Annotated in this window: 24 protein-coding genes and 2 pseudogenes; 6 read left to right on the top strand and 20 right to left on the bottom strand. The window is 38.9% G+C overall.

Features of this window, described 5'->3' with window-relative positions; genetic code table 11:
* Positions 1-277 precede the first annotated feature (277 nt).
* Positions 278-568, top strand: a complete 291-nt coding sequence (locus tag DXA57_RS04050) for an HPr family phosphocarrier protein (RefSeq protein WP_243005706.1) — start codon at positions 278-280, stop codon at positions 566-568.
* A 323-nt stretch (positions 569-891) separates the two neighbouring features.
* Positions 892-1,521 (top strand): DUF4317 family protein, encoded by a 630-nt coding sequence (locus tag DXA57_RS04045; RefSeq protein WP_117764859.1) that lies wholly within the window; start codon positions 892-894, stop codon positions 1,519-1,521.
* A gap of 5 nt (positions 1,522-1,526) precedes the next feature.
* On the opposite strand, the gene DXA57_RS04040 is transcribed toward DXA57_RS04045, so the two are convergent.
* The 4 genes from DXA57_RS04040 to DXA57_RS04025 all read right to left on the bottom strand — a co-directional run bounded on the left by DXA57_RS04040 (position 1,527) and on the right by DXA57_RS04025 (position 4,248).
* The gene (locus tag DXA57_RS04040; RefSeq protein ID WP_117764857.1) at positions 1,527-2,588 is read right to left on the bottom strand and encodes a tyrosine-type recombinase/integrase; all 1,062 of its coding nucleotides are present in this window, start codon (positions 2,586-2,588) and stop codon (positions 1,527-1,529) included.
* 157 nt (positions 2,589-2,745) lie between these two features.
* Positions 2,746-3,414 (bottom strand): SGNH/GDSL hydrolase family protein, encoded by a 669-nt coding sequence (locus DXA57_RS04035; protein ID WP_117764855.1) that lies wholly within the window; start codon positions 3,412-3,414, stop codon positions 2,746-2,748.
* Between the two features lie 45 nt (positions 3,415-3,459).
* Positions 3,460-3,690 carry a hypothetical protein gene (locus tag DXA57_RS04030; protein WP_117764974.1) on the bottom strand — a complete coding sequence of 77 codons (231 nt, stop codon included), beginning with the start codon at positions 3,688-3,690 and terminating at the stop codon, positions 3,460-3,462.
* Between the two features lie 213 nt (positions 3,691-3,903).
* The gene (locus DXA57_RS04025; protein ID WP_158571228.1) at positions 3,904-4,248 is read right to left on the bottom strand and encodes a LysM peptidoglycan-binding domain-containing protein; all 345 of its coding nucleotides are present in this window, start codon (positions 4,246-4,248) and stop codon (positions 3,904-3,906) included.
* Positions 4,249-4,472: 224 nt separating this feature from the next.
* On the opposite strand from DXA57_RS04025, the gene lexA reads away from it, so the two are divergent.
* Both lexA and DXA57_RS17785 read left to right on the top strand, forming a co-directional pair.
* Complete coding sequence (gene lexA / locus DXA57_RS04020; protein WP_117764851.1) at positions 4,473-5,090, top strand: transcriptional repressor LexA; 618 nt, start codon at positions 4,473-4,475, stop codon at positions 5,088-5,090.
* Between the two features lie 131 nt (positions 5,091-5,221).
* Positions 5,222-5,281 (top strand): annotated as a pseudogene (locus DXA57_RS17785) (RsfS/YbeB/iojap family protein); the annotation flags it as partial.
* An 83-nt stretch (positions 5,282-5,364) separates the two neighbouring features.
* Here DXA57_RS17785 and DXA57_RS04015 read toward each other — a convergent pair.
* From DXA57_RS04015 to DXA57_RS03950, 13 genes are all read right to left on the bottom strand, one after another.
* Entirely contained in the window at positions 5,365-6,366 is a 1,002-nt protein-coding gene (locus tag DXA57_RS04015; RefSeq protein WP_117764849.1) for an aldo/keto reductase, read from the bottom strand.
* Between the two features lie 39 nt (positions 6,367-6,405).
* Positions 6,406-7,635 carry an SGNH/GDSL hydrolase family protein gene (locus DXA57_RS04010; RefSeq protein ID WP_117764847.1) on the bottom strand — a complete coding sequence of 410 codons (1,230 nt, stop codon included), beginning with the start codon at positions 7,633-7,635 and terminating at the stop codon, positions 6,406-6,408.
* Positions 7,636-7,653: 18 nt separating this feature from the next.
* Positions 7,654-8,091: a YhcH/YjgK/YiaL family protein gene (locus DXA57_RS04005; protein ID WP_117764845.1), complete on the bottom strand. Its 438-nt coding sequence runs from the start codon at positions 8,089-8,091 to the stop codon at positions 7,654-7,656.
* Positions 8,092-8,502: 411 nt separating this feature from the next.
* Positions 8,503-8,943 (bottom strand): hypothetical protein, encoded by a 441-nt coding sequence (locus tag DXA57_RS04000; protein ID WP_147345652.1) that lies wholly within the window; start codon positions 8,941-8,943, stop codon positions 8,503-8,505.
* Positions 8,912-9,133: a hypothetical protein gene (locus tag DXA57_RS17695; RefSeq protein WP_330423188.1), complete on the bottom strand. Its 222-nt coding sequence runs from the start codon at positions 9,131-9,133 to the stop codon at positions 8,912-8,914. The genes DXA57_RS04000 and DXA57_RS17695 overlap by 32 nt, the downstream gene beginning before the upstream one ends.
* Positions 9,134-9,155: 22 nt before the next feature.
* Positions 9,156-9,800 carry an NUDIX hydrolase gene (locus tag DXA57_RS03990; RefSeq protein WP_117764841.1) on the bottom strand — a complete coding sequence of 215 codons (645 nt, stop codon included), beginning with the start codon at positions 9,798-9,800 and terminating at the stop codon, positions 9,156-9,158.
* A gap of 338 nt (positions 9,801-10,138) precedes the next feature.
* The gene (locus DXA57_RS03980; protein ID WP_117764837.1) at positions 10,139-11,440 is read right to left on the bottom strand and encodes a GHKL domain-containing protein; all 1,302 of its coding nucleotides are present in this window, start codon (positions 11,438-11,440) and stop codon (positions 10,139-10,141) included.
* Entirely contained in the window at positions 11,422-12,171 is a 750-nt protein-coding gene (locus tag DXA57_RS03975) for a LytR/AlgR family response regulator transcription factor (RefSeq protein WP_117764835.1), read from the bottom strand. The genes DXA57_RS03980 and DXA57_RS03975 overlap by 19 nt, the downstream gene beginning before the upstream one ends.
* Before the next feature lie 239 nt (positions 12,172-12,410).
* On the bottom strand, positions 12,411-12,704 hold the full coding sequence (locus tag DXA57_RS03970) for a helix-turn-helix domain-containing protein (protein WP_278309132.1): 294 nt from the start codon (positions 12,702-12,704) through the stop codon (positions 12,411-12,413).
* Positions 12,705-12,883: 179 nt separating this feature from the next.
* Entirely contained in the window at positions 12,884-14,554 is a 1,671-nt protein-coding gene (locus tag DXA57_RS03965) for an ATP-binding cassette domain-containing protein (protein WP_117764831.1), read from the bottom strand.
* Positions 14,551-16,269, bottom strand: a complete 1,719-nt coding sequence (locus DXA57_RS03960) for an ATP-binding cassette domain-containing protein (RefSeq protein ID WP_117764829.1) — start codon at positions 16,267-16,269, stop codon at positions 14,551-14,553. Before DXA57_RS03960 ends, DXA57_RS03965 begins: the two co-directional genes overlap by 4 nt.
* 428 nt (positions 16,270-16,697) lie before the next feature.
* Positions 16,698-17,015: a hypothetical protein gene (locus DXA57_RS03955; RefSeq protein WP_147345651.1), complete on the bottom strand. Its 318-nt coding sequence runs from the start codon at positions 17,013-17,015 to the stop codon at positions 16,698-16,700.
* A 125-nt stretch (positions 17,016-17,140) separates the two neighbouring features.
* Complete coding sequence (locus DXA57_RS03950) at positions 17,141-17,404, bottom strand: hypothetical protein (RefSeq protein ID WP_117764825.1); 264 nt, start codon at positions 17,402-17,404, stop codon at positions 17,141-17,143.
* A gap of 713 nt (positions 17,405-18,117) precedes the next feature.
* Here DXA57_RS03950 and DXA57_RS03945 point away from each other — a divergent pair.
* The gene (locus DXA57_RS03945; protein ID WP_158571227.1) at positions 18,118-18,648 is read left to right on the top strand and encodes a transposase; all 531 of its coding nucleotides are present in this window, start codon (positions 18,118-18,120) and stop codon (positions 18,646-18,648) included.
* Between the two features lie 107 nt (positions 18,649-18,755).
* On the opposite strand, the gene DXA57_RS03940 is transcribed toward DXA57_RS03945, so the two are convergent.
* Together DXA57_RS03940 and DXA57_RS03935 are read right to left on the bottom strand one after the other, a co-directional pair.
* Entirely contained in the window at positions 18,756-19,826 is a 1,071-nt protein-coding gene (locus tag DXA57_RS03940) for a phosphotransferase (protein ID WP_117764821.1), read from the bottom strand.
* Between the two features lie 186 nt (positions 19,827-20,012).
* Positions 20,013-20,276 carry a hypothetical protein gene (locus DXA57_RS03935; protein WP_117764819.1) on the bottom strand — a complete coding sequence of 88 codons (264 nt, stop codon included), beginning with the start codon at positions 20,274-20,276 and terminating at the stop codon, positions 20,013-20,015.
* Positions 20,277-20,632: 356 nt separating this feature from the next.
* Between DXA57_RS03935 and DXA57_RS03930 the strand changes: the two are divergent.
* A pseudogene (locus DXA57_RS03930) lies at positions 20,633-21,019 on the top strand (transposase); the annotation flags it as partial.
* 253 nt (positions 21,020-21,272) lie between these two features.
* Here the strand turns inward: DXA57_RS03930 and DXA57_RS03925 are convergent.
* On the bottom strand, positions 21,273-23,159 hold the full coding sequence (locus tag DXA57_RS03925) for an ABC transporter ATP-binding protein (protein WP_117764817.1): 1,887 nt from the start codon (positions 23,157-23,159) through the stop codon (positions 21,273-21,275).
* Positions 23,160-23,655: the final 496 nt, after the last annotated feature.

The following is a 23,655-nucleotide window of genomic DNA, read 5'->3' as shown; positions in this document are numbered from 1 at the left end:
GAAGCGGATTGCGAATATCCGCTTGACCAGGAAAACGCCGGAGTTTGCTTCCGGCGTTTTTTACGTAACTCTTATACAAATTTTTTGAAAGTTTTTTGTAAAAAGCTTTGGAAACGTTTTCATAGAAAAGCCCTCTTTTCAAAAGTACTGGCATACTACCGAAAAAACAAGGAAAATCTTTTGTATAGCAAGTAAAAATCAATAAAAAATCACGATTTTTCAATGGAAAACCGAGATTTTCATTTTTGTTGACAAATAAAAGCGAGCAGTGTATAGTATGATCAGTCAGAAGAAAAACGCAGAAAACATCTGCAATCTGGGAAAGGAAGGTTCCATTTTTATGGCTCAGACTAAGATTAAATTAAATGCAGTGGAAGATGCCACTGAGCTGGTACAGGCAGCTGAAAAATGTGATTTCGATATTGATTTGGCGAATGGTCGTGCTATTGTAGACGCAAAGTCACTGTTAGGAGTGATCAGCCTGGGGACTGGTAATATTCTTGTGGTTCAGTGCCATGGAGAGAATCAGGATTTCAATAAAACAGTCCAGAAATTTGCTGTAGCATAATATTAGATATCATGATCGAAAGTTCAAAAGGCTGTTTGTGCCTGCACAGCAAGACTTTTTGGATTTGAGATAAAACGACATCATATGACGAGACAGAAATAATGACATCAAGTGACGAGACAAAAAATTGACATCATTGGCGAGACAGAAAAACCTATGAGTAAGAAGCCTGTTGCTGACAGAAGTTCAGTGACAGGCTTTTTCTCACTTCACTATATAGGAAAGAACGATTTTGACCGTTTTTTATCTGAAGAAAATAGGAAAACGTTTTCAAAAAAATAAAACCACTTATCTGCGTTCAAATGTTACAGAAGGAGGAAACGATGCGTAAGATCAACCGGGAAGATATGCTGGAGCTTACCAGACGAATGACGGTAAAAAGAAACTGTTTTGACCGGATCGCGGGAGCTTATATGGATGAGGAGGGTTATGTGGATGCCACGTTTAACCGCCATTTTCTGAAGCTGAAGCTCAACGAGCAGGCGGAAAATCTGGCGATTGCAAAAGAGATTCCTTTTGCAGATACAAACAAGAATCTGAGAGAGTACACATTCACGGAAAATGACCAGAAACCGGGAAGCGTCTGGCAGCTTCTCATGGCTCTGAAAAGCTGTGGATTGAAGAATGATGCGCTTCTGGATGTGTTTTATGAGAAGATCGGCGGGATCTACAAAAGCCATGGCCCCTATGCCGTCTATTTCTTCCACGGAAGCTACGATGTCCCAAGAAAGGGAATGGACAAAGAAAGCCAGTGGGAATCCGAAGAGGTCTATCAGTTCATAATCTGTGCTATTTGCCCTGTACACGGCGATTATGAACCAGGAAGACCGGAATGTGGCTTTCTTTTCCCGGCATTTACCGAAAGATGCGCTAATTTAAATGGTATTGATATTTTCCAGGCAGATCTCGATCATCCTCACATGGAACTGATCCGGGAGATACTGGAACTGTGATCTGATCAATCTTTCCGCAGATGAACGGCGGAAGCAGCCTGACGTCGGCGGTCTTCGCCCATGGCAGCATAATGTTTACGGGTCGTATTGACGTCTTTGTGTCCGAGCACCTCGGCTACCAGATAGATATCACCGGTTTCGCGGTAAAGGCTTGTGCCATAGGTACTGCGAAGCTTATGCGGTGTGATTTTTTTGGTCGTCGTGATCGCACGGGCATATTTTTTTACCATATTTTCTATAGCCTGAACACCTATTCGGCGGCGTTGGGTAGAATAGAAGAGAGCGTTCTCATGACCGGCGACAGGAGTGATGGCAGCCCGTACCGGAAGGTAAGCCTTCAAGGCATCCGCAACCTCGTCACCAAAATAAACAATGGTTTCATTGCCGCCTTTTCGTACGATACGGATCCCGTTGTTGTCAAAATCAATATCCTGAATGTCAAGCCCCACGCATTCAGAAACACGGATACCGGTTCCAAGGAGAAGGGTCACAATAGCCAGATCCCGGGCTTTTGTCTTTTCATAGTACATTTTCCGCTGACCGGTAAGTTCATCGCCTCCATGTTCGATATAATCCAGGAGAGAGGCTGTTTCATTGGCTTCCAGACGGATGATGGATTTTTCGTGGATTTTCGGCATATCGACCAGAAGAGTCGGATTACTGGAAATTACCTGACGTTTGTAATAGTAGGTATAGAAGCTCCGGAGAGCCGACATTTTTCTTTTCAGCCCACGTTCCCCGTTGGTAATCTGTTTTTCGCAGTCAGAAGCCTCATAGACCTTCAGATATTCCTGATATTCCTCGATGTCCACAGCCTCCAGCTGATCCAGAACAGATACCGGGAAATCCCGGATATCCATGGTACGCAGGGATGGATTTCGTTCTTTCAGGAAACGAAAAAAAACACGGATATCATATGCGTAAGAGATTCTGGTTTTGGTAGAAGTAGTCGGTTCCATGGCACGGAAATAATCCCGGCAAAATCCGGGAAGTGTTTTTAAAACATCACGAAGCTTTAAGGTGTTTTCCACATCTTGTTCGTCGTGGTAAGTGATTCGCTCAGGCATATAAAAAATCCTTTCTGATCTGGAAAAGAGTACCCCATAGATCTATACGACAAACACATGTTTTTCAAATAGATCTGTGGAGATTTACCAATTTTCTACTGTCTTATGTTTGATGGCTTTCAGGATAAAAAATTTCCATTTGGATTGGAATCAGATTTTATGCTTCTATGGATGCCCATGCTTTCAGATATTCTCTGGCCATAATTGCACAGCCGGGATCAGAAAGATGCACGCCATCATAACTCAGATCTTCTGTCGGCACTTTCTCGATCAGGCAATTGGTCAGGATTCCGTTCATCGGCAGATATACATCTGCATATTTTCTGGCAAGGTGGCGTGTAACTTCAATCTTGGGGCCGAGATCTTCCCAGAAAACTTCTTTTTCCGGATCTGTTGGAACCAAAAATGGTTCGATAAGCATAAGCTTTGTATCCGGAAGGTCTTTTTTGATCTTCTCCAGAAGTTCGGTCAGATTCGCTTCAAACTGTTCTTTTGAAGTAATATCGTTGGAATCATACCTTCTCCAGGTGTCATTGATTCCGATCATGATGGACAGATAATCCGGATGTACTTCCAGAATATCCTTCTGATATCTTTCCAGCAGATTCTGGCATCTGTCGCCGGAAACGCCTCTGTTTATAAATTTTACCGGATGATTCGGAAATAACAATTCATAAATTTTGGCAGCTCTGTAAGCATAGCCTTTTCCCAGAGCACCGCCTCCTTCCGGAAACATATCCATCAGTAAACCGCCGTCACGTCCCCAGTCGGTGATGGAATCTCCTTGAAACAATACAGTACTTTCTGCTTTAAAAATAGTTTTCATAACGTTATCTTCTGCCTTTCCGGGGAAAAGTTCCCCATTGATTATTCATTCATCAAATTCTGCAGTCACAATGAAGCCTCTTGGTGTATTATCTACACTGATGATGGTTCCTTCTCTGGATTTCAGCCGTTCCGGAGCTTTGAAACATCCGGACATGGCCACAGCCGGTTCAATGATATAACTGTAATTCATATTCGTCTGGATCTCTGTGATCTCCACATGATCACCTGGCTGGACCAGATTCGGACGTTCCATTTTGAATTTTTCTCTGCGCATATACAAGAAGTCCTTTCTGCTGTTGTTTACTGTCTGGAAAGCGTTTATCAGCAATGTGCCTTATCTTCTGTCATCTGCTTATAAATGCTTTCTTTGCACTCGCTCAATCCATTTGTGTCTGAATAATCTCATTATAGCATTTCTGAAAAAACAGGCAAGTAGAAAAAGAAAACTGCCGGCAAAAAGGAGTGTTTTCTGCCGGCAGAAAGATATTTAACGCAGTGTATCAGAGTAATACGGAACAATCAGCTGCTGACCGTTATAAATACGGTTATAGCTGATGGAATTGATCTCCCGGATCTCATTGATATACGCATCAAGAGAATCATATACGCGGTCATCTATATATTCATTTGCAATTCCCCATAAGGTATCTCCGCGCTGTACTCGTACCTCTGTATAGTATTTATAAGGTCCCTGCGCTTTTTTCTGTGTCGCCTCCACAGTCATCTTACTGTAAGTGATCCCTGTAAGACAAAGAACAAACAAAAGAATGGAAAGACAGGTATATCTTCTGATTCTTGTTTTACGGTGTTTTTGATTTTTCCTTTCGTTCATATCATAACCTCCCTGAATGCGAACATCTGTTTGCTTGATGAAAACAATTATAATACACGAACAAATGTTTGTCAACAGAAAAACGAACATATTTTCGGATAAAAACTGTCGAATATTTGTTTGCAATTTCAGAGAGGACATGATATAATTTTTCTAATTAACAAAATGCACAGCATTTGAAAGGATCAAAAACAGATCCGTTGAATTTCCGGAGGTATTCAGTTATGGCATATGGAAAAATCACAAAAAAACAGGAAGAAATCCTGGAATATATCAAAGACCAGATCATGAACCGCGGATTTCCGCCGGCAGTACGTGAGATTTGTGAAGCAGTTAATCTCAAATCTACCTCTTCTGTTCATGCACATCTGGAAACACTTGAGAAAAACGGTTATATCCGCCGGGATCCGACCAAACCTCGCGCGATTGAGATTCTGGATGAGAATTTCAATATGGTCCGCCGGGAACTGGTAAATGTTCCTATGGTAGGTCGTGTCGCTGCCGGTGAACCAATTCTGGCTACAGAAAATGTAGACAGCTATTTTCCGATTCCAGCCGAATATGTTCCGAAGAATCCTACTTTTATGCTTACAGTAAAAGGTGAAAGTATGATCAATGCCGGGATTTTTAATGGGGATCATCTTCTGATCGAACAGAAAAATACTGCTGAGAATGGTGAGATTGTGGTTGCTCTTCTGGATGATTCAGCAACCGTTAAGACTTTTTATAAAGAGAACGGACATTATCGGCTTCAGCCGCAGAATGATGCGATGGATCCGATCATTACAGATGAGGTACAGATTCTTGGGAAGGTCATTGGAGTTTTCCGGTTTCTGCATTGACCAGAAGGTCAACAAGGCATGTATCGATGAGACAGATACATGCCTTGTTTTGTCTGTGAAAGTGATATTTCCTAAATTTTTCATATAGTTTACATAAGTAAATTATGTAAACTATATGACGGTTCAGAAGATATTCTTCAGCGAAGTGGGTTTTAATGGACTACAGAGATGTAGTCATCCACATTTTTGGATAGAAAAATCGTCGCTTCTACGACCTCGCCAGAATCTGGAGAGATGGTAAAAACGACGATTTTTAGCATCTGTAAGGGTAATGTTATTTCAGGCTGATCTCATCAATTTTCCGGATTTCTTCCTCTGTAAAATCCAGATGGTCCACAATGGAGATGTTCTCTTCTATCTGTTCCGGACGGGAAGCGCCGATGAGAACGGAAGCAACTTCGTCATCCTTCAGGATCCAGGAAAGAGCCATCTGTGCAAGTGTCTGACCTCTTTCCAAGGCCAGATGGTTCAGTTCATCGATCTGATGAAGGCGCTCCGGTGTCAGTGCGGATTCTTTCAGGAAGCGGTGGTCTCTCGCAATCCGGCTGTCGGACGGGATTCCGTGCAGGTATTTGTCCGTCAGGAGCCCTTGAGCCAGTGGACTGAAGGCAATGATACCCATGCCGATCTCCTTGCATCCTTTCTTAACACCATCTTCTTCGATGGTACGGTCAAAAATAGAATAACGGCGCTGGTTGACGATCAGTGGACAGTGAAGTTCTTTCATAATAGCAGCGGCTTTTCTGGTATATTCTTCATTGTAATTAGAGATACCTGCATAGAGGGCTTTGCCGCTGTGGACGATAGATGCCAGAGCTTCCATGGTTTCTTCCAGTGGAGTTTCCGGATCCATGCGGTGATGATAGAAAATATCAACATATTCCAGCTGAAGGCGGGAAAGGCTCTGGTCAATGCTTGCAGTCAGATATTTTTTGCTTCCCCAGTCGCCATAGGGCCCCGGCCACATGTCATAACCGGCCTTAGAGGTAATTACCAGTTCATCCCGGTAAGGACGGAAGTCTTCCTGCAGGATCCGTCCGGCATTCTCTTCTGCACTTCCATAGACTGGTCCATAATTGTTGGCAAGGTCGAACTGTGTGATACCAAGATCAAAGGCCTTTCTACACATTGCTTTCATATTGTCATAGTTGTCTTTGCTTCCAAAATTATGCCAGAATCCAAGAGAAACGGCAGGAAATTTCAGACCGCTTTTTCCAACCCGGTTGTAGGTCATTTTCTCATACCGTTTTTCGCTGGCTAAATAAAGATCTCCCATGATATAATCTCCTTTTCTTCTGCAAAACAGAATGACAATTTATGGATTGCTGCCTTTTTTCTGAAGCTCCTTTAAAACATACTGATAAATCTTCAGGTAAGTGACATCTGTGTAATGGCAGCCATCCAGAGTCTCGAAACCGGAAGTCGTCAGATAATTGTAGGCATCGATATAACGATATGGAAAAGCTGCTTTCATCCGGCTGTTAAAGATTTTTACCAGTTTTGTGCTCTTTTTATGCTGGACAAGAACCGGATATTTGTCATCTTCCACCGGATTGACAGACATGATATAAAAACGTGCCTGCGGATAGGTTGTCATAAGCTGTTGGTACAGCTGGATGTATCTGGAAATATTGTAGAGATCGTTTACTCCAAAATTCAAAACGACATCAGCCTGTGGGTGCATACGAAGAAGTTCTTTCAACTCTGTAAGTCCCTCATTTGAAAACCAGTTATATCCCTGTCCGTATTTGGCCACATATCCGTTCTCAGAGGAAGCCACAGCATTTCTGAGCTGTTTTGTACGGGAATCTCCGCAGAAAATTTTGTAACGGGTTTCCTCAGTAATTCCGGTTGTCCTTTTTCCGTCTTCACCGAGATAATTTCCATTCACCCAGCGATTGGTCACCATAACACCTCTGGAAGAAAAATAATACCAGGAACCACCGATCTTTTTCCATCCGGTAGCTGCCGAACCATCAGAAGTAAAATAGTAAGTTTTCTGCGGGAAACACCGCCATCCGGTTGCCATGGTACCATTTTTATGGAAAAAATAAAGCTTTCCGTCAATGCTGCGGAAACCGCGGACCATATAGCCATAGGAATTGAAGTAATAGGTATACTTCTTATACTGGACAAAACCGGTGGCTCTGGTGCCGTCTTCCTGAACGTACATTTTCTGGGAACCACTGCGTACCCAGAGATTAGATCCAAGCGCACCATTTTTTCTCAGATAGTATTTTTTTCCCTGCCAGGAAAACCAGCCGGTCTTTCGATAGCCATTTTTATCAAAACGATAAATCTGACCATTGATCCTCGCCCAGCAGTTTTTCAGATAACCGCCGGACTGCAGACGAAACATTACACCTTTGGAAGTCGTCACAAAACGCCCCTGCTGAGTAGGGACAGATGGCATAAGCTGGATCAGAGTGACTGCCGTTCCCGGATCAGCTGTCTCAGCGGCAAAAGAAACGGTGCCGCTGACAGAAGCCGAAAGCAGAGAACTGGCAAGCATCAGAGAAAGAAGCTTTTTGCGTGGTAAAATCATGAAATTCCTCCCTAATTATCACACCGGAATCTTGACGACGATTTTCCGGTATGCAGTCTTTTCATTCATATGACAACAGGGCTTATGGGCGTCTTCCGGATATACCAGATAAAAAGTATCTGCCGGGACTTCCATCAGGCAGCCCTTTCCTTCCCAGAATTGAATATCCTTCTCCGGATCATAAGGAACGGTTTCTGTGAGGTCGTGGATATTGGCATATTCCATCACTTCTTTACCATTCAGGATCCACTGAAGATCAAGATAGTTTTTGTGAGACTCAAAGTCTTTTTCTGCCAGAGGACTGGTTTCCCCCTCCTGGATCATGATCCTTCCTCCGGGATAGGGATAAGTCCCTACAGGCTTCTGAGAGGCTGTACGGGCAAATTCCAGAATTTCATCCAGATGGGGAATGAGGGATGCATAAAGGTTCAGATTAGAAGTTTTATCAAAAATCATTGTTTATCACCTCAGATATGTGTTGAATGTAAAATACTGCAGAACCTGTTTTGATACAGGGCAATATTTATATCCAGTATAACGTATTTCAAGGAACTATTCAAGAGATTATCACAAAGGTCCAGGGTTGTTTCATGAACTATCCATGAGCAGCTCTAACTTATTGCAATCTTGTTATCACATTTCTCATATTGTTTCTGATTAATTTCTCATGTAAAAAAGTGCAAATTAACTCTATATCCCTTTACAGGACTTTTTTTAGAGGTATTCTTTCTATATAGTCAATACAGACTGGCTATGTCTTGAAACACATACCGTTCCCGCAAGACGGCATTGTCACAAAAGCAATCCATCATTTCTGTGTACAGTCCATTCCTGTTACAGTGAATTTCAGGTCTGCATTCATTCCATCTACTGTGCTTGTTGTGGAGATTGTGTATCTCTGAGGAATTTGACTAAAGTGACTGGTACATGGTTCTTAACGATACCGTTGTATGTAATCGTCATGTACTTCACTTGCATGGCTAAACCTTCATCAATTCTCCAGTCACTCCAGTCACTCGAGTAGTTCGTGGTGTATCCTGTGACTTCCTCCATTACTGCATAGGAAATCCCATCCAGACTTCTCACTTTTTCAAGAAGCCCCTGCTGCGTCTCTGACAGTGTAAGCAAAAGCCCTCGATCCATCGAATATTCCTTTGCCAGACTTTGAATTCCTTTATCACATACCACTCGACCGTCATCAATCACAATAATTCTCTGACAGATATTCTCCACATCTTTTAAATCATGACTGGTAAGGATAATGGTCACTCCTCGTTCACGATTGATTCTTTGAATCAATTCTCTCATAGCTTCTTTTGTCCCAATGTCTAGGCCAATTGTAGGTACACCAAAACTGATCTAAAAGTTCACGATGCTGACCAGTAACACATACAATAACATTAAGTTCTAAATGCTTTTTTAATTCTATTATTAAAGGACACATCTTAATTGCTTCTGGACGCGTTCCAAAAATAACCATAATTGTATGTTTTCCCATAATTTTAATCCTGACATTTGATTTACAAAAAAATCAGTCGCTTATCCTCTCCCTGCATATAACGTAACGCAGCAATTAATAACCGTAACATTAACTTATCACCTGTCATATATGCCGGATCAATCTCATTATATGTCATTTTATATACAGCGATTTCATTCTTATAATACTGTATTGCATCAATTTCATAACTATCCTTTAACAATAAAGAAATTGCTTGATCGACATTTACTTCAACAAATGCCTTTATCTCTTTCATATCACCATTAAATCCCGGTCTTTCGCCTTTTAGGTCATACAAATGCATATGCTGATATTCAAAGCACTTATAATCTCCTATAGAAAAAACCGATCTTCTGATGCCCAAATTTATTAAATCAGAATATTGAATTTCGATTCCTGTTTCTTCTTTAAACTCCCTAATCCCTTCTTCAATTTTTTCTCCAGCAATGTAATGTCCCCCAACTGATACATCTATATAATCTGGACGTTCAAATGAATAGCAAAATGGTTGTTTTTTCTGAAAAAATACGCTTCTAGTTGTACTATCCACTATTAAACATGAAAAGACTCTATGCCATAAGCCTTGATTATGCGCTTCGGACTTAAGAGCTACTCCCTTCCATTGATAGTTTTCATCGAAAACATCCACATAATGTTCTGACATAATCTGCTCCTCCTAAATGTGTATATATTTTTTTATTTCAGCAAACAATTCATATGTTTTACATTCCGTACCAAATGTAAAACCAATCATAGGTATATTTCTTATTATAAAGTCTTTTATTTTCTGTGCATTATAAACTTTCATATCTACATTAGTCTTTGGCATGTAAACCCATGTATAACTAAAACTTTCATCATCCGGTGTAAAACAGACTTTATCCAACAAAACTCTCTTCTCGTCTTTACTCAATTCTTGTATTTTAAATTCCTTTGACCCTATTTACTACTTTAATTTTCTCAGTCACATATCTTATTTATCAAAATCCTATTGGGATTTTCCTAATTTAAAACATAGAGTAAAATAAGTACTTCGAATGTCTCCTCCGTATAAGTATACTTTATTGTTCCCTTCCATTTTCGCACAATTTCTTCTACATTTTTTAACCCCCATCCATGCCCCTGCTTCTCCTTCTTTGTTGTGCAAAACTGCTCTCCTCTCCTTTGCGGTAACTCCATGCTTGCATTCTTTACTTTCAACTGAAATGTACAGCCTTTACCGATCAAATCCATCTGAATCCACCGCTTGTCTACTTCACATTTTTCTGCCGCCTCTATGGCATTATCCAGCAAATTCCCCAGCACAATCCCAAAATCACTTTCGCTCATTGGAAGGCTCATAAAATCACTGTATAATCGCAATAAAATATGCTTCAAATCCATCTCTTTTTTCTTTGTTGAAATAAGAAAATCTATATACGTATGTCCCGTCCATATTTCTGTTCCTGTAAAACTCATTCCCATTTTTTCTTCCAGAAATAATCTAATTGACTCTAACTGCCCCTCGTTCAGACATTGTATAATATAATTCCTCTCGTGTTGAATATCATGGCTTTTCTTTGCCATTTCCTCATATTGTTTCTGGAGCTGCATTTGATAATTATTCTGCATATTCTGACTTACTATTAGCAGATTTCTCTCTGATTTAATCTGAAAAACCATATTTAAAATCAGCATAGTAAACAGACCTAATATAATGAGTAATACACCGCAAAAATTTATTACTAAGTAGGGCTTTTGTATTTCCTGTACGCAGTTTTCCATAACATAATTTATTAATTTATACTCTACAATGTCAGCCAAAAGTAACACCCACCAACACTGTTTACACAAACGGCGAATTGAAATTTTTTCTCTCTTTACCCAATAAACAGATACTAACAGTAATGCATTCAACACTAATTCTGTTAACATAATCCAAATATCAGAACCAAATCGATTGACATTTATAATATTTTTCTGGTTTTCTATCCCCTCCCAAAGCAACACTGCCAATTTCAGTAAATTAACAAAAATAAGATAACTTAATGTCCAAACCATAGTTATAAGTGTATATTTTTTACACAACATTGCAAACAATATTCCTATAATAATTGGAAAAAGCAAAGTCATTACAACTGAAATCCAACTTACAGAACTTCCATTATAAGCATAGACACCAGAAACAATTATTGATATTATTATAATACGTTTTTTCCTGAAATCGCTTTTGTCTCTACTGAGCATCTCTGGAAATAATAAGCAAAATCCAAGCCAAAACTCTATTGCTTGTAAGCAATAAATAATTATTTTTCCGAATTCCAATATGCAGCAATCCCTTCTAAAATTTTTTCAACACTTCCTCTTGCGACTGGTATTCTATCTCCATTTCGCATAATAAGTTCTTTATTTTTCAAGGCCATAACATAGGACGCATTCACCAGATAACCTCTAGATACTTCAACGAATTGCCCCTGTGGCAATTCTTCTGCTATCTTTATTAACGATTTTCTTTCAGAACTCTCTCCGTGAGTATGGCAAAACACCACGTTCTTTCCTTCTTTTTTTATATAGAAAATTTCGCGATACAATAATACCTCTGCATCCAGGTAGCGCCTGATAATATAACACCCTGTGGCTTTATTCTCTAATCTAGGAATCATTTTTTTTAACGCCATCGGCAGTTTCTCATGCAAATCTCTTTTCATTATATAGCGAAATGCGTTTACTTCGAATGCTCCCGGCGAATACTGAACATAATCCGTAACAAATATGATCGTTGCATCCGCATAATACTTTTGTATCTTTCTGGCCAGCTCAAGTCCTGTCATTTTTGGCATCTCTACATCCACCAAAAAAGCACCATAGTACACTCCATTTTCTAAATCCATCAAAAGATCTATTGCACTTGCATATGTTTTTACAAAACAATTCTGGTTCTGCTCGCTCAAAGTTTTTTCTGTAATTGTTTTAATCTGCTCACGACTATTTTCATCATCATCTATAATTGCAATTCTTATACTTGCTTGCCTTTCCAATGCTTCTTCTGTTATCATCTATTCAACCCCTACACTTCTCTTTAGTCAAGTTTTATATATTATAACAGATTTTTATGTCTGTGCATATTTTTGTCCTCTAAATGCACGTTTTTGTCCTCGAATTGTTGAGTATACTGCTGAACAGCATGATATGAACGCAATTTTCCAAGGTTTACCATCGTAAAATAGGATTTTTATAGCAAACCATGGAAAATCAACGCCTTAATAGATTTTCAAAATAAAATATATTTCACAACTTACCGACACTGCATTATTTTTATAAGATCTAACAGGAATTTTTTCTGGTCGGCTCCTAATGTGTTCCATCTTATAATCAATTCTTTTTGTTCACTTGTCAGTGCAAACGGCTCCTCATCCTCTGTAAAAAATTGAGCTAACGTAATTCCAAAAGCTCTACAAATTGCTTCTAGCGTTGGCAATGTCGGAGTTGTATTTCTGCTAAAAATATTCGTTACCGTTGAAGTGGAAAGATTTGCTTCTTTTGCCAACTTATAATCAGACCAATCACGTTCTTCCATATATTGTTTTATTCGTTGTTAGAGTCCGCTTGAAACAGCCAGCCTAAGACCAGCAGAAACAACCAATCTGAGTCCAACAGAAAAAGCCACTCCGAGTCCAATTAGAAAAGCCATTACCATATTAATTCTTGTTAGGGGGAATCTCCCCCTAATACCCTATAATTGCCCGATTGTTTGGTAAGAATGTATCCCTAATCCACTTCGCCACGCCAACTAATATATCCCGGATGTGACTTTATCTGTTCCGGGGCATTATCTGCAATTAATTTTCCATCTTCAATCAAAAGAACTCTGGTAAACAAATCCAAATACTGATAATGGTGAGTGATCACGATTACTGTATCTGAACTGGAAAGTATATTTTTCATAATAATTTCTCCCTGTGCGAGAGGAAGTCCGGCATCTGGCTCGTCCGCCAGCAAAAGCGGCGCTTTGTTTAACATTCCTCGAGCAATATTTACACGCTGTGCCTGGCCGCCTGATAAGCTCAAAGCATCATTTTCCTCTTCTATCTCCCATATATCAGCTCTTCTGCACACCTCATCCAACTCTCTGACATTCTCCTGAGTAGTGCCCATTAAAATATTTTCTTTCACACTTTTGGAATACAGATAGCTTGTTGAAGGCATATAGGTAACCCACTTTCGTAAACAATTATTGTTCATGCTTCCCGGCTCTTTATTTCCAATGACAATCTGCCCCGATTCCGGATGGTACATTCCGCTTATCAAACGCAGTAAAGTAGATTTCCCACAGCCGCTTTTTCCGATTATTGCCACTTTCTCACCTTGCCGGATTGATACGGAGATATTTTCCAGAATATTTCTATAGCAGACCTGATTGACACGAAGCAGCTCGTCTTGTTTGCAAATATTTTTTTCCACCGGACATGCATAACCAAACAATTCATCCAAACGTCGAACAGAAACCATGGATGTACGCATTACACTGATGGGAAACGAAAAATTAACTGTAACGGATTTTAACTGGTCAAAGATGGTAAAGGAAGATGCAATATTTTCCGAATCCACCTTCCCTCTTTGATAATATCCAAATAATGACCATCCTAAAAACCCATGTAAAACGGATGTCAGCATATCCATACAAGCTTGGGAATATAATCCCGTACGCTCTTGTTTCCATTGAAGTTTCCACGCTGTCTCACGAATTTCCTGATATTCCTTCCAGGATTTGTCCGCAGCTTCATACATCTTTGAAAATGAAATTCGATGAATCACATAATAAAGACTATCCGCCATTTTATCATTCTGGCTCTGGCGTATCTTTTCATATTTCTCTTTACATTTCGATTCATATTTGGACACCAGATAACCAGCACCCGTCACCAATACCGACATACACAAAAGAACCAGTGAAATTTCCCCTGCCATCATAAGCAAAATCATGATGCTGATCATATTTGTAAAAACAGATACCAACAGAGGAAAAACGCCTGCAATCTGATCCACACCGGCAGAAATTCGGTTTTGAATTTCACCTTCTGTGTAATCCACATTCATTTTATCATAATTCAGACTAAATAAGGAAAGACATGCATTTTTAGCCGCAGTTAAACTGATCCGAAAGCTGTTCAAATCGAGGTATACATTGTTTAAATAGCATAATATGAATGAAACTAAAATCAACAAACTTCCTACCATACATGTAATATAAAGTTCCTTTGCATCCTGCATTTCCAGGGCCTGATACACTCTTGAAATAATAAGCGGAACGATAACCACATTGTAGCAGAGAATCAGGCTGTAAACCAATGTCTGAACACCTAACATTTTCCGATGCGGTTTCGCCAGTTTTTTCAACATACTCCATGTAAGAGAAATCCCCTTAAATAACTTTCTCATTCCGCCACCTCCTGAACCAATTCTCTATATTCATCATCTACATCAAGTAATGTTTGATGTGTATTCATCCTTGCAACCTGTCCAGCTTTCATATAGATCACCTGATCCGCAGCACTCAACACCGCTACTCGATGGGATATACAAAGTACCAGTAAACCGTCCTCCTCTGTGCGGCGCTTCAAGGCTTTCATAATACGAAGTTCTGAATTTGGATCAAGTCCTTCTGTTATTTCATCCAATAACAAACACGCTGCATTTCTATAAAAAACCCGAGCCAGGTTAATTCGTACTATTTCACCTTTCGATAAACTTTTCTCTGTCAGCACACTTTGTAAGCCTTCCGGTCTCTCCTTGACAAACGTTTCTAGATTTGCATCTCTGATTGCCTGCTTCATTCTTTCTGTATTGTAAGAATCTTCATCTAATGTAATATTGTACAATAAAGTTCCCGGAACAATAACCGGATTTTGTTCAATCATCGATACTTGATCCCAGTATTTCTCGCGATCCATCTGCTTCAACGGACGCTTATTCACAAAAATTTCTCCCTGTTGATATGGGATCAACCGTGCAATCAGCTTTAGCAATGTGGACTTACCACATCCTGACGCACCCGCAAGAGTATAAATCCTTCCCTGAACTAAATTCAAATTAATATTCCTTAATAGCTCAACATCATTCTGTACATATGAAAACGTCAAATTTCTAATCTCTATCTCCGCAATATTCTGTCCGGATAGATTTAAAGAACCTTCTCTTTTATCCCCTTCTTCAAGCAATGCGTTTATATTCGCGCAATTACTTCTCACCTCGATCCATCTTTGTATCTGCTCCGGTATTCGGAATAATTGAGCGGAAACGACCGGAACCAATGTAATCAATGCAAGCAGATCTGCCCCCTGCATCTTACCTCTCAGCACAAGTGTTCCTCCCAGCAATGACACCACGATAATCAATATCGTACTGGAAAACTGCGAAAAAAGTCCTGTACCATTGGTAGCTTTCTTGATTTTCAACAGGATATTCAAAAAATCGCTGCTTTCTTTTACATATCCGTCCACGACTTTGTCTTGATCCAGGAATTTAGCAATCTCCCTGTTTCTTACCTGTTCCCACAGCAAATTATCCAATCTGCTGTTTCGCACTCCGAACTCTTTGAAAAGCTCAGCCGCCTGTTTCATCGCTTTTCTGCTGAAAAATACCATGCCACATGTCAGTGCCATTGAGATAATAACAATATTTGCATCTAAACATATCCCATAAATGCAGCCGCTTACTATAATAACCCCGATCCGAAATGATTCTACCATTTGTGTAATTACAGATCCCATTGTACTCGGTACAATTTTCCGCATATGCCCTAATACCTCATCCTGCTCCGCTGGAATCCAATATTCTTTTTTCGAATATACCTCATAAATGGTGTCTTCACAGGCGCAAGTTAATTTCATCTTTAACAGAAATATATTCCTGCGCTGTATCATATTTAGCAAAAAATTAACGATTATGATAAAACTAAATAAATATAATGTGCTGATCAAAAGTCCGCGCTCCCCGTCCCATATCGACTGAGTAATACGTCTTAATACCTCAGTATAAGCTGCTCCATTGACCACACCAGATATTGTTACTCCTATCAATAATGAAGAACTATAAACCCAATATTTTTTCATTATATTTTTAATAATTAATTTTGCCGTCTTATTCTTTTCCATCTCTTTTCACCTCGTTATATAATTAGAGCGGTCTCGAAAACTCGATAAAGCCCGTAGTTCCGCTCTTTTTTTGTTGTTCTATTTTGGGGTTCACCTCATGTTTTTGCATGGATTTTTGAATATTTCCCAAAAAAGGTATTGACAAACGTTTCAAAATCGGGGGCTTCGCCCTTCGTTAAAGGAAAACTTTTTTCGGAGATGCCCGCTATGCTTAAACACTGGCAAACACATGCTGAATATTGAAAGCAGCCGATATCCGCCACTTTAAGCAGTACACAGACAGAACGACGTCGGATTTTTCGTTTCCATTCATTCAAAGAGCCAACCTGATACTTTTGTGTGGTATCTTCAACAAAAGCATTACAGGATTCCCGAGTGAATACGGTACTTCCGGAAAGATAGAGAAAAGTATATAATTCTCGCCATGCCTACATGTACTGCCATCTGGTAGATGTAGAAAGATTGAGATAGGTCATTTCTTTTTCTGCTCGACGTATCAGATGACCTGTATCAATCCGGCCATCCTTGACCGGAAAGGATAGATTTTTGAAAATCTCATCTGCTTCACTGGAGAGAGAGATCTTCGGCTCGTTATAGAGCTTCCCTTCCGGTGTAAGAGCTTTTGTTCCTGCTTCTTTGTCGACCAGATGCTTTAAGTAATTTTTCCGTGCATCGTATGTCGATGGGGCAAGTTGTAACTTTTGCTGTTCGAGGACAGCATTTACTACTTCTTTTAATTGATTCATCTCAATGGTCGCTTTGGTAACATGTGCCCAATGAAGATACTTATCGCAGAACTGCGAATACATGCAAGGCATTACGCCCTCTGCATTGCAGGTGCTACAGTATTCTGTCCATAGCAGCGTGAGGTTTACACCTGGACGAGCCAGTTCCCTGTGAATGTAAGTATAATCGGGCTCCTCCGTTTGGTTGCCATTTCCACTTTTGCGGGAAATAGCAGTGTTAAAATCTCTTCATTCGTCAATGTGTCCTCAAGCGGCCATGTAAGCCCCTTCATTTTTGACGCATGAAGAACCTCACGTATTGTGTTACGTGAACTGTGGACATTTGCAGCAATTTGATGTTGCGAATATCTGAGGCTGTCAAGCCTGAGAATCTCTCGATAATTTACCATAATTATCGACCTCCTATAATGATAGTCACACATCTGTGTGCCAATCTCATTATAGGATAAATATATCTGAATGGCTCTCCCTCTCGTGAAGGTGGGTCAGTTCATTCGTGAAGATGGGTCTAAATGACCGTGCAAGTGGTTCACTTGGAACGGAATATATAATCGAGAAGTTGAAGTTGGAGCATTTTACTTCAACTATAGCTGAATATCTTGTGGAAACATAGCCATTATTTTATTGAGCGCTTACTATAGCACTCCCAAAAAATAATGCACACTCTTGACAACAGGTCTATGATAGAGTCAAGAGGTGATTATTATGTTACATGATGAAACACGAAAACTGCTTATTGAAGCTTGGAATAAAACGCACAATGCAAAAGAAATCGCAGAGTGTTTTTCTGTGAATACCAGTACTGTTTACCGGCCGGAAAAACAAATGCGTGAAACAGGTTCTGTAAAAACAAGAACATCACAGAGAGGACGTAAACATGCCCTGACACCGGAAGATCTCCAAAACATTGACCGGGTGGTTCAGCAGGAACCAGATATCACAATTGATGAAATCATTGATAAACTTGGTCTGCATGTTTGTAATGAAACAGTCCGCAAGGCAGTTATTAAACTCGGGTATTCTTACAAGAAAAAATCTCTTCATGCCTCAGAGCAGGAGCGTCCCCGATGTCAGGGAAAAACGCAGAAACTGGAAAAAGCATATGTCGGAGAAAGACATAAATCATCTGGTCTTTCTGGACGAAAGCGGAGTAAACATCAATATGACGCGACATTATGCCAGAGCATGGAAAAACCGGAGAGCAGTAGATAAAACTCCACTCAACACGCCCTGCAATACAACCGTTCTTTCTTCCATACGTCTGAATGGAGACTGTGCCTATACAGTCTATCCGGGAGGAACTACTGCAGAGCGGTTTGCAGAATACCTGAAAACAAAGTTGCTGCCGACGCTTTCAGAAGCAGACATTATCGTTATGGATAATATGCGTTCCCATCATGCAAAAGCGGTGAAACAGCTACTGGACAGCTCAAAAGTAACCTATCTGTATTTGCCCCCGTATCGTCTGGATCTGAATCCGATTGAAAAGATGTGGTCAAAACTCAAAGCATTTTTAAGGAAAGAAAAGATACGGATTGCATCGGAATTACCATCAGCTATTTCAAAAGGATTTTTAACAATTCGTCCAAAGGACTGCATAGGGTGGTTTCGTTCGTGTAATTATGTGCAATAATTTATTGGATTGCTATAAGCAAATATCATTTTCTTTCATTGCAGCAAGATGTTTATGGGCAATACGTCCGCATCCAATCAATCCACAATTCATTATTCTTTTCCTCCCTACAATTCCATTTTTATTTTTTTATAAACATATTCATCCAGAAATTCCGCATGACTATATAAGTAACGACACATACGAGTTCTCCACAATGCAAACTCAATCAAATCATTATATTGTCCTTTTTTATAATCTTCTATATATTGTTTATACCCAAAAGTGCTTGGAAGAAGTGTATAGTAGTAAAATGAAAAACCTCTTTGCAAATCATCATATGATAATGTGCTATTCCTAAGGTAATACTGAAGATAATTGCAATAAGAAGCAGCATCCACCTTTTCCCCTTTTGCACATTCCGATACCGCATAAGTATAAGATCGAATTAATTCCCAGACAACAGGTACATTGCTACAGCTTCCAAAATCTATAATTGCTTTTATTTTATTATCTTCACAAATCCATTGATATGTATTATAGTCACCGTGGCTATTCTTTCTAGTTAAATTTCCAAAGTTTTGCTTCCATTTAGATAACTCTGGCAACATTTTTAGTTTCCAATCACAGTCTTCTATAATTATGCTTTTCATCTGATGATCCGGCATCTTTTCTGCACTTTTTATTACACCCTCTAATTTAATCATATTTTCATCACCATCTGCCATTTTTCGTATCCATTCCGGTGAAAAATCAACATTAAACGTTGAAATTTTATCCAGATAATCGTGAATTTGTGCTAAAATTTCGCCAGATTGATATAAAATATTCATAGGAACATGAAATTTTTCATATGTAATTCCATCAATAAAGTTTTGAACCGTAAAGATCCCATATTCTTGTATATTTATATAGTTTCCCTCAGAATTTTTTATATATTCAGATACACTCATTCCCCTTTTTTTTAAATAATCGCATATCCTTATTTCTCTAGATATTTGTTTACAATCATGTTTTTTTTGATAGATCTTCACAAAATACTTTTTCTTATCTGCGTTTATCTCGTAACATTTTGCAGTTCCTAATTCCATTTTTTTTATATTTAAAACTTGAATTCCATATTTAATTCTTATATCATTAATTAATAGTACTTCCAAATCCGCTATATTTTTTACTTGTATTTTCTCTTTCTGCCCCATATCTTCTCCTTCTCTTCTAATAATAAACTTCCCCGGGGCAAGCCCTCAAATACACGTTGGTATTTGCCTCCTGCTTTACAGGAGCGAAGTATTCTCCTCAACCTCATTTCGCTCGATATGAGGTTGGACACCGCAAGCGGCGGAGAATTAGACCTAAAGGTTAAAATTTCTCTTTTTCATGTATGATTAAGACCTGTTTTTAATTAGATGCATAATTTTATCAGCACATCTTCTAAATTCCGTAACATTAATTTCCATTCTATATAATTCTAAACATACAAGTTTCTCTAAAATATATCCATAGGATATCGGTTCTAGTATTTTTTCAATCCCTAGCCAATCTTCAATATATACAGGCTCTTTTTCAAAATAGCAATTCCTTTTTATAATTTCATAATTTGAACTCTTTTTGTAATTACCATTTACAGATGGAAAAATAATTCCTTTCACATTAATTATCCTGAATTATTCACGGAACAATAGCATCAACTGCTGATATCCGCATAGTTACTGTATTTCAATTGAATATTGCTTTTCACTTATTTAGTGAATAGAAAAAGACCTCTATCTGTGGTAAAATTTAGGTGTCTAATCCAAACAAATACATCAGAAAGAAGGTCTCTTTATGGATATTTTAAACACCGTAAGCTTAGAAAGCAATAGCCAAATTAGAATAAATTTTGACGGAGGTGATTTATCCTCCGATGCAGGTAATCTATCAGATTATCAGCGCATACTTTGAGGATGACTGTGCGGATGAGCTGACCAATGAGCCGGTCATGACAGCTATTTTAGACAAGGATGCCTTTATTGTCACAACGATGGAAATGGACCCCTACCAAGTGATTCAGTTCTATTGTGGCAGAGGTAAGATGGAAAATTTCATCAAAGAAGGCAAAAGTGGCTTTGACTTTGCCTCTGTAAGTAGTTCCTCCAGGCTGGTAAATGCAAACCGCTTTCTTGTTCATGCGTTAGCCTATAATGTATTCAATTGGTTTAGGCGATTGGCACTTGCTGTAAGTATGAGAAAACAGCGTATCGATACCATTCGTTTAAAATTGTTGAAAATTGCCGCAAGAATGGTAAAATCAGCACGATACAAATATTTCAAGCTGTGTAGCAGCTGTCCCTACAAGAAAGAATTCTATGAGACACTGGAAAATATCCGTAATCTGCAACCACAGTTGGAATGACAACTTTTAACGAACCTTGACAACCACAATAAACTTTTAAACCTATCACAGGAGAAGTCTGCCCATTTTCAGGCTATCTTTTGGCAGGGTGAGGTATTAAGAATGGTTGTAACGGCAACTACGGCAGATGTCATGCACACTTATGCTGCCGTGAATAATTCAGGTTAATTCGTATATTCCTTTTGCCCAATATTTGAACTTTGGAATTTTAATATTTTTAGTTCTATCACCAGTCTTTAAATATCTCTTCTGTTCACAAAATTCCGTATTCATCCTCTATAACATCTCCATCCCATTTCCCCCTCATCTCGCTATACAATTCCGCTTGCACATTCCAAAGCTCTCTATACTTTCCATCACAGCGCAGCAATTCTTCATGTATTCCCTGTTGAACCACTTGCCCGTTATGGAGTACCAGAATAAAGTCACATATCTTGCAACTGTACAATCTGTGAGAAATAAAAATACAAGATTTATCTTTACAGATTTCATGGAAATTCTGGTAAATAGATGCCTCGGAAATAGGATCAAGTGCCGCAGTGGGTTCGTCCAGAATTATAAGAGGCGTATCCTTATATACAGCACGGGCAATTGCTATTTTCTGGCTTTCCCCCCCTGATATCTCCATTCCGTTATTAGAAAAATCATTATAGATGCATTGGTCAAATGTAATATTATGCTTTGTCAGCCATTTATCCATCCTAACCTTTTGCAGAATAATCCGTTCTTTTCGCTCATCAAAATCATTCTTACAGGAGATAACATTCCCCAGTTCTAGCGCGGGCAAAGAAAAGTCTTGAAAAACAGCACCAATAATATCCCAATACTGTCTTTTATCAAATTCACGCACATCAATACCATCAATTTTAATGCAGCCCTGATCTGGCTCGTAAAACCGGCAGATTAGTTTAATCAGCGTACTCTTTCCCGCTCCGTTCTCTCCTACCAAAGCCAGCCTTTGATTCTTTTTCAGAGTAAAACTAACATCCTCAAGCACCCACTGCTCCTGCTCTGGATATTTGAAATAAACATGTTCAAAAGACAATTTCTGAAAATCCGAAGGGACCTTTATCCCCTTTTCAGCTGACACTTCTTCTTCCATGTCTAAAAGTTCAAGAAATGGTTTCATCAAAGCACCATGACCAATGATTACTCCGCTCGCCCCCACCAATGCAACAATAGACTGAATGAAATACTGAATACTATTGATATATACCACCACATTACCGATAGAAATCTCTTTCGCACAAGCTTTTCCTATCGCAAGTATATATATAAAAATATTCAGTATCTCATTGCTAACGACGGTAATACAGGGTATCTTTGCTTTCTCTTTTCCAAGCTTCTGCCAAAGCGTATATCCAATAGAGGATGTCCAAAGATTATCAAAGAAACCACATAAATAATCCTTCAAGCCGTTCACACGTATGTCTTTCCCGAAATGATAATTGGAAATAAATTGCATATACGCAAAAGCACTTCCATTTGTTTGATTTACATCATCATTCAGCTCTGACACACGAACATTTTGCGTCGCCTGCAGGCGAAAAGTAACCAATGTACTTATAATAACAATGCATACTAAAATAATTATCGGGTACGGAGATGTCCAGAAGGATGTTTTTCCCTCGCTCGTCTGCATAATGAATATATGTGAAAGAATAATCACCGCTGTTATCAACGACACCATATTTCTTATAATTATTTCAAAATCAAAAACAACATTCTCCACCCCGCCATTTCTCATCTTAGCTTGCTCAATATTTCTTTTCAGTTCCTTGACTCTTGCAGATTCAATATCCATAAGGGACAAATTTGATTCATGAATACTAAGGCTCTTCTGAAATTTCAACTCTAAACGGACTTCCAAAATCTCGCGCCGTCTCCTCAATTCTCCCAGAACCAGTCTTAAAAAAACATTGACTCCTATTGTAGCAATCACAATAATCATTAAATGTTTGACTGCTTCCTTATCCACAAGACCATCAATCATCAATTGCATCGCAATGATATTTACATAGGGAAGCACTGCCTCAAACACGGCAATAAACAAAAGCAATCTGAATAACTGCGGAACCAAACGGTATAAGCAGTGAAACATCTGCATTAAATTACTCATATAAGCTTTAACTTCCTTCATGATTATATCTATTCCTTTCGCTTTGCCCAAGCATAGACCGTTATATAAATGTTTGCTTGAGTTTTTTTCAATATAATCACTATTCCGCCGCCTTCGTATAGCGGCACAAATAGCAATAAAAATTTTCAATTTCCACTCTATGATGTAAAATAACTTGTAAGAAGCTATACTACAAAGTACGGAAGAAGAAGTTGTAAAAAACGTATCATTTTAGACAGCATTTCAATCAATGTAATGTTCTGCCTTTTCAAGTAAAAACAAGTGATACTTCAAGTCCCTACACTAAGAATTGTTTAAGTTCCTTAGTTTAATTGCGTGATAGTTCAGTCAAGGGCTTCTTATCATTTACAAAAGTGGCCTCTCTATGAAATTGCTAACATTCGACTGTTCATCTGTAGATGTTTTTAATTCAGCATACAAATCTTTACAAAAAATCCGACCTGCCACCCGCTGACCGTAAAATTACTGTAGAACAGTTAATTCTCATCGCAAGGAA

This window comes from Blautia sp. OF03-15BH (genome assembly GCF_003463065.1).
Taxonomy (GTDB): Bacteria; Bacillota; Clostridia; order Lachnospirales; family Lachnospiraceae; genus Limivivens.
The sequence above is the reverse complement of the archived record's forward strand: the minus strand, read 5'-3'. Positions and strand labels throughout refer to the sequence as shown.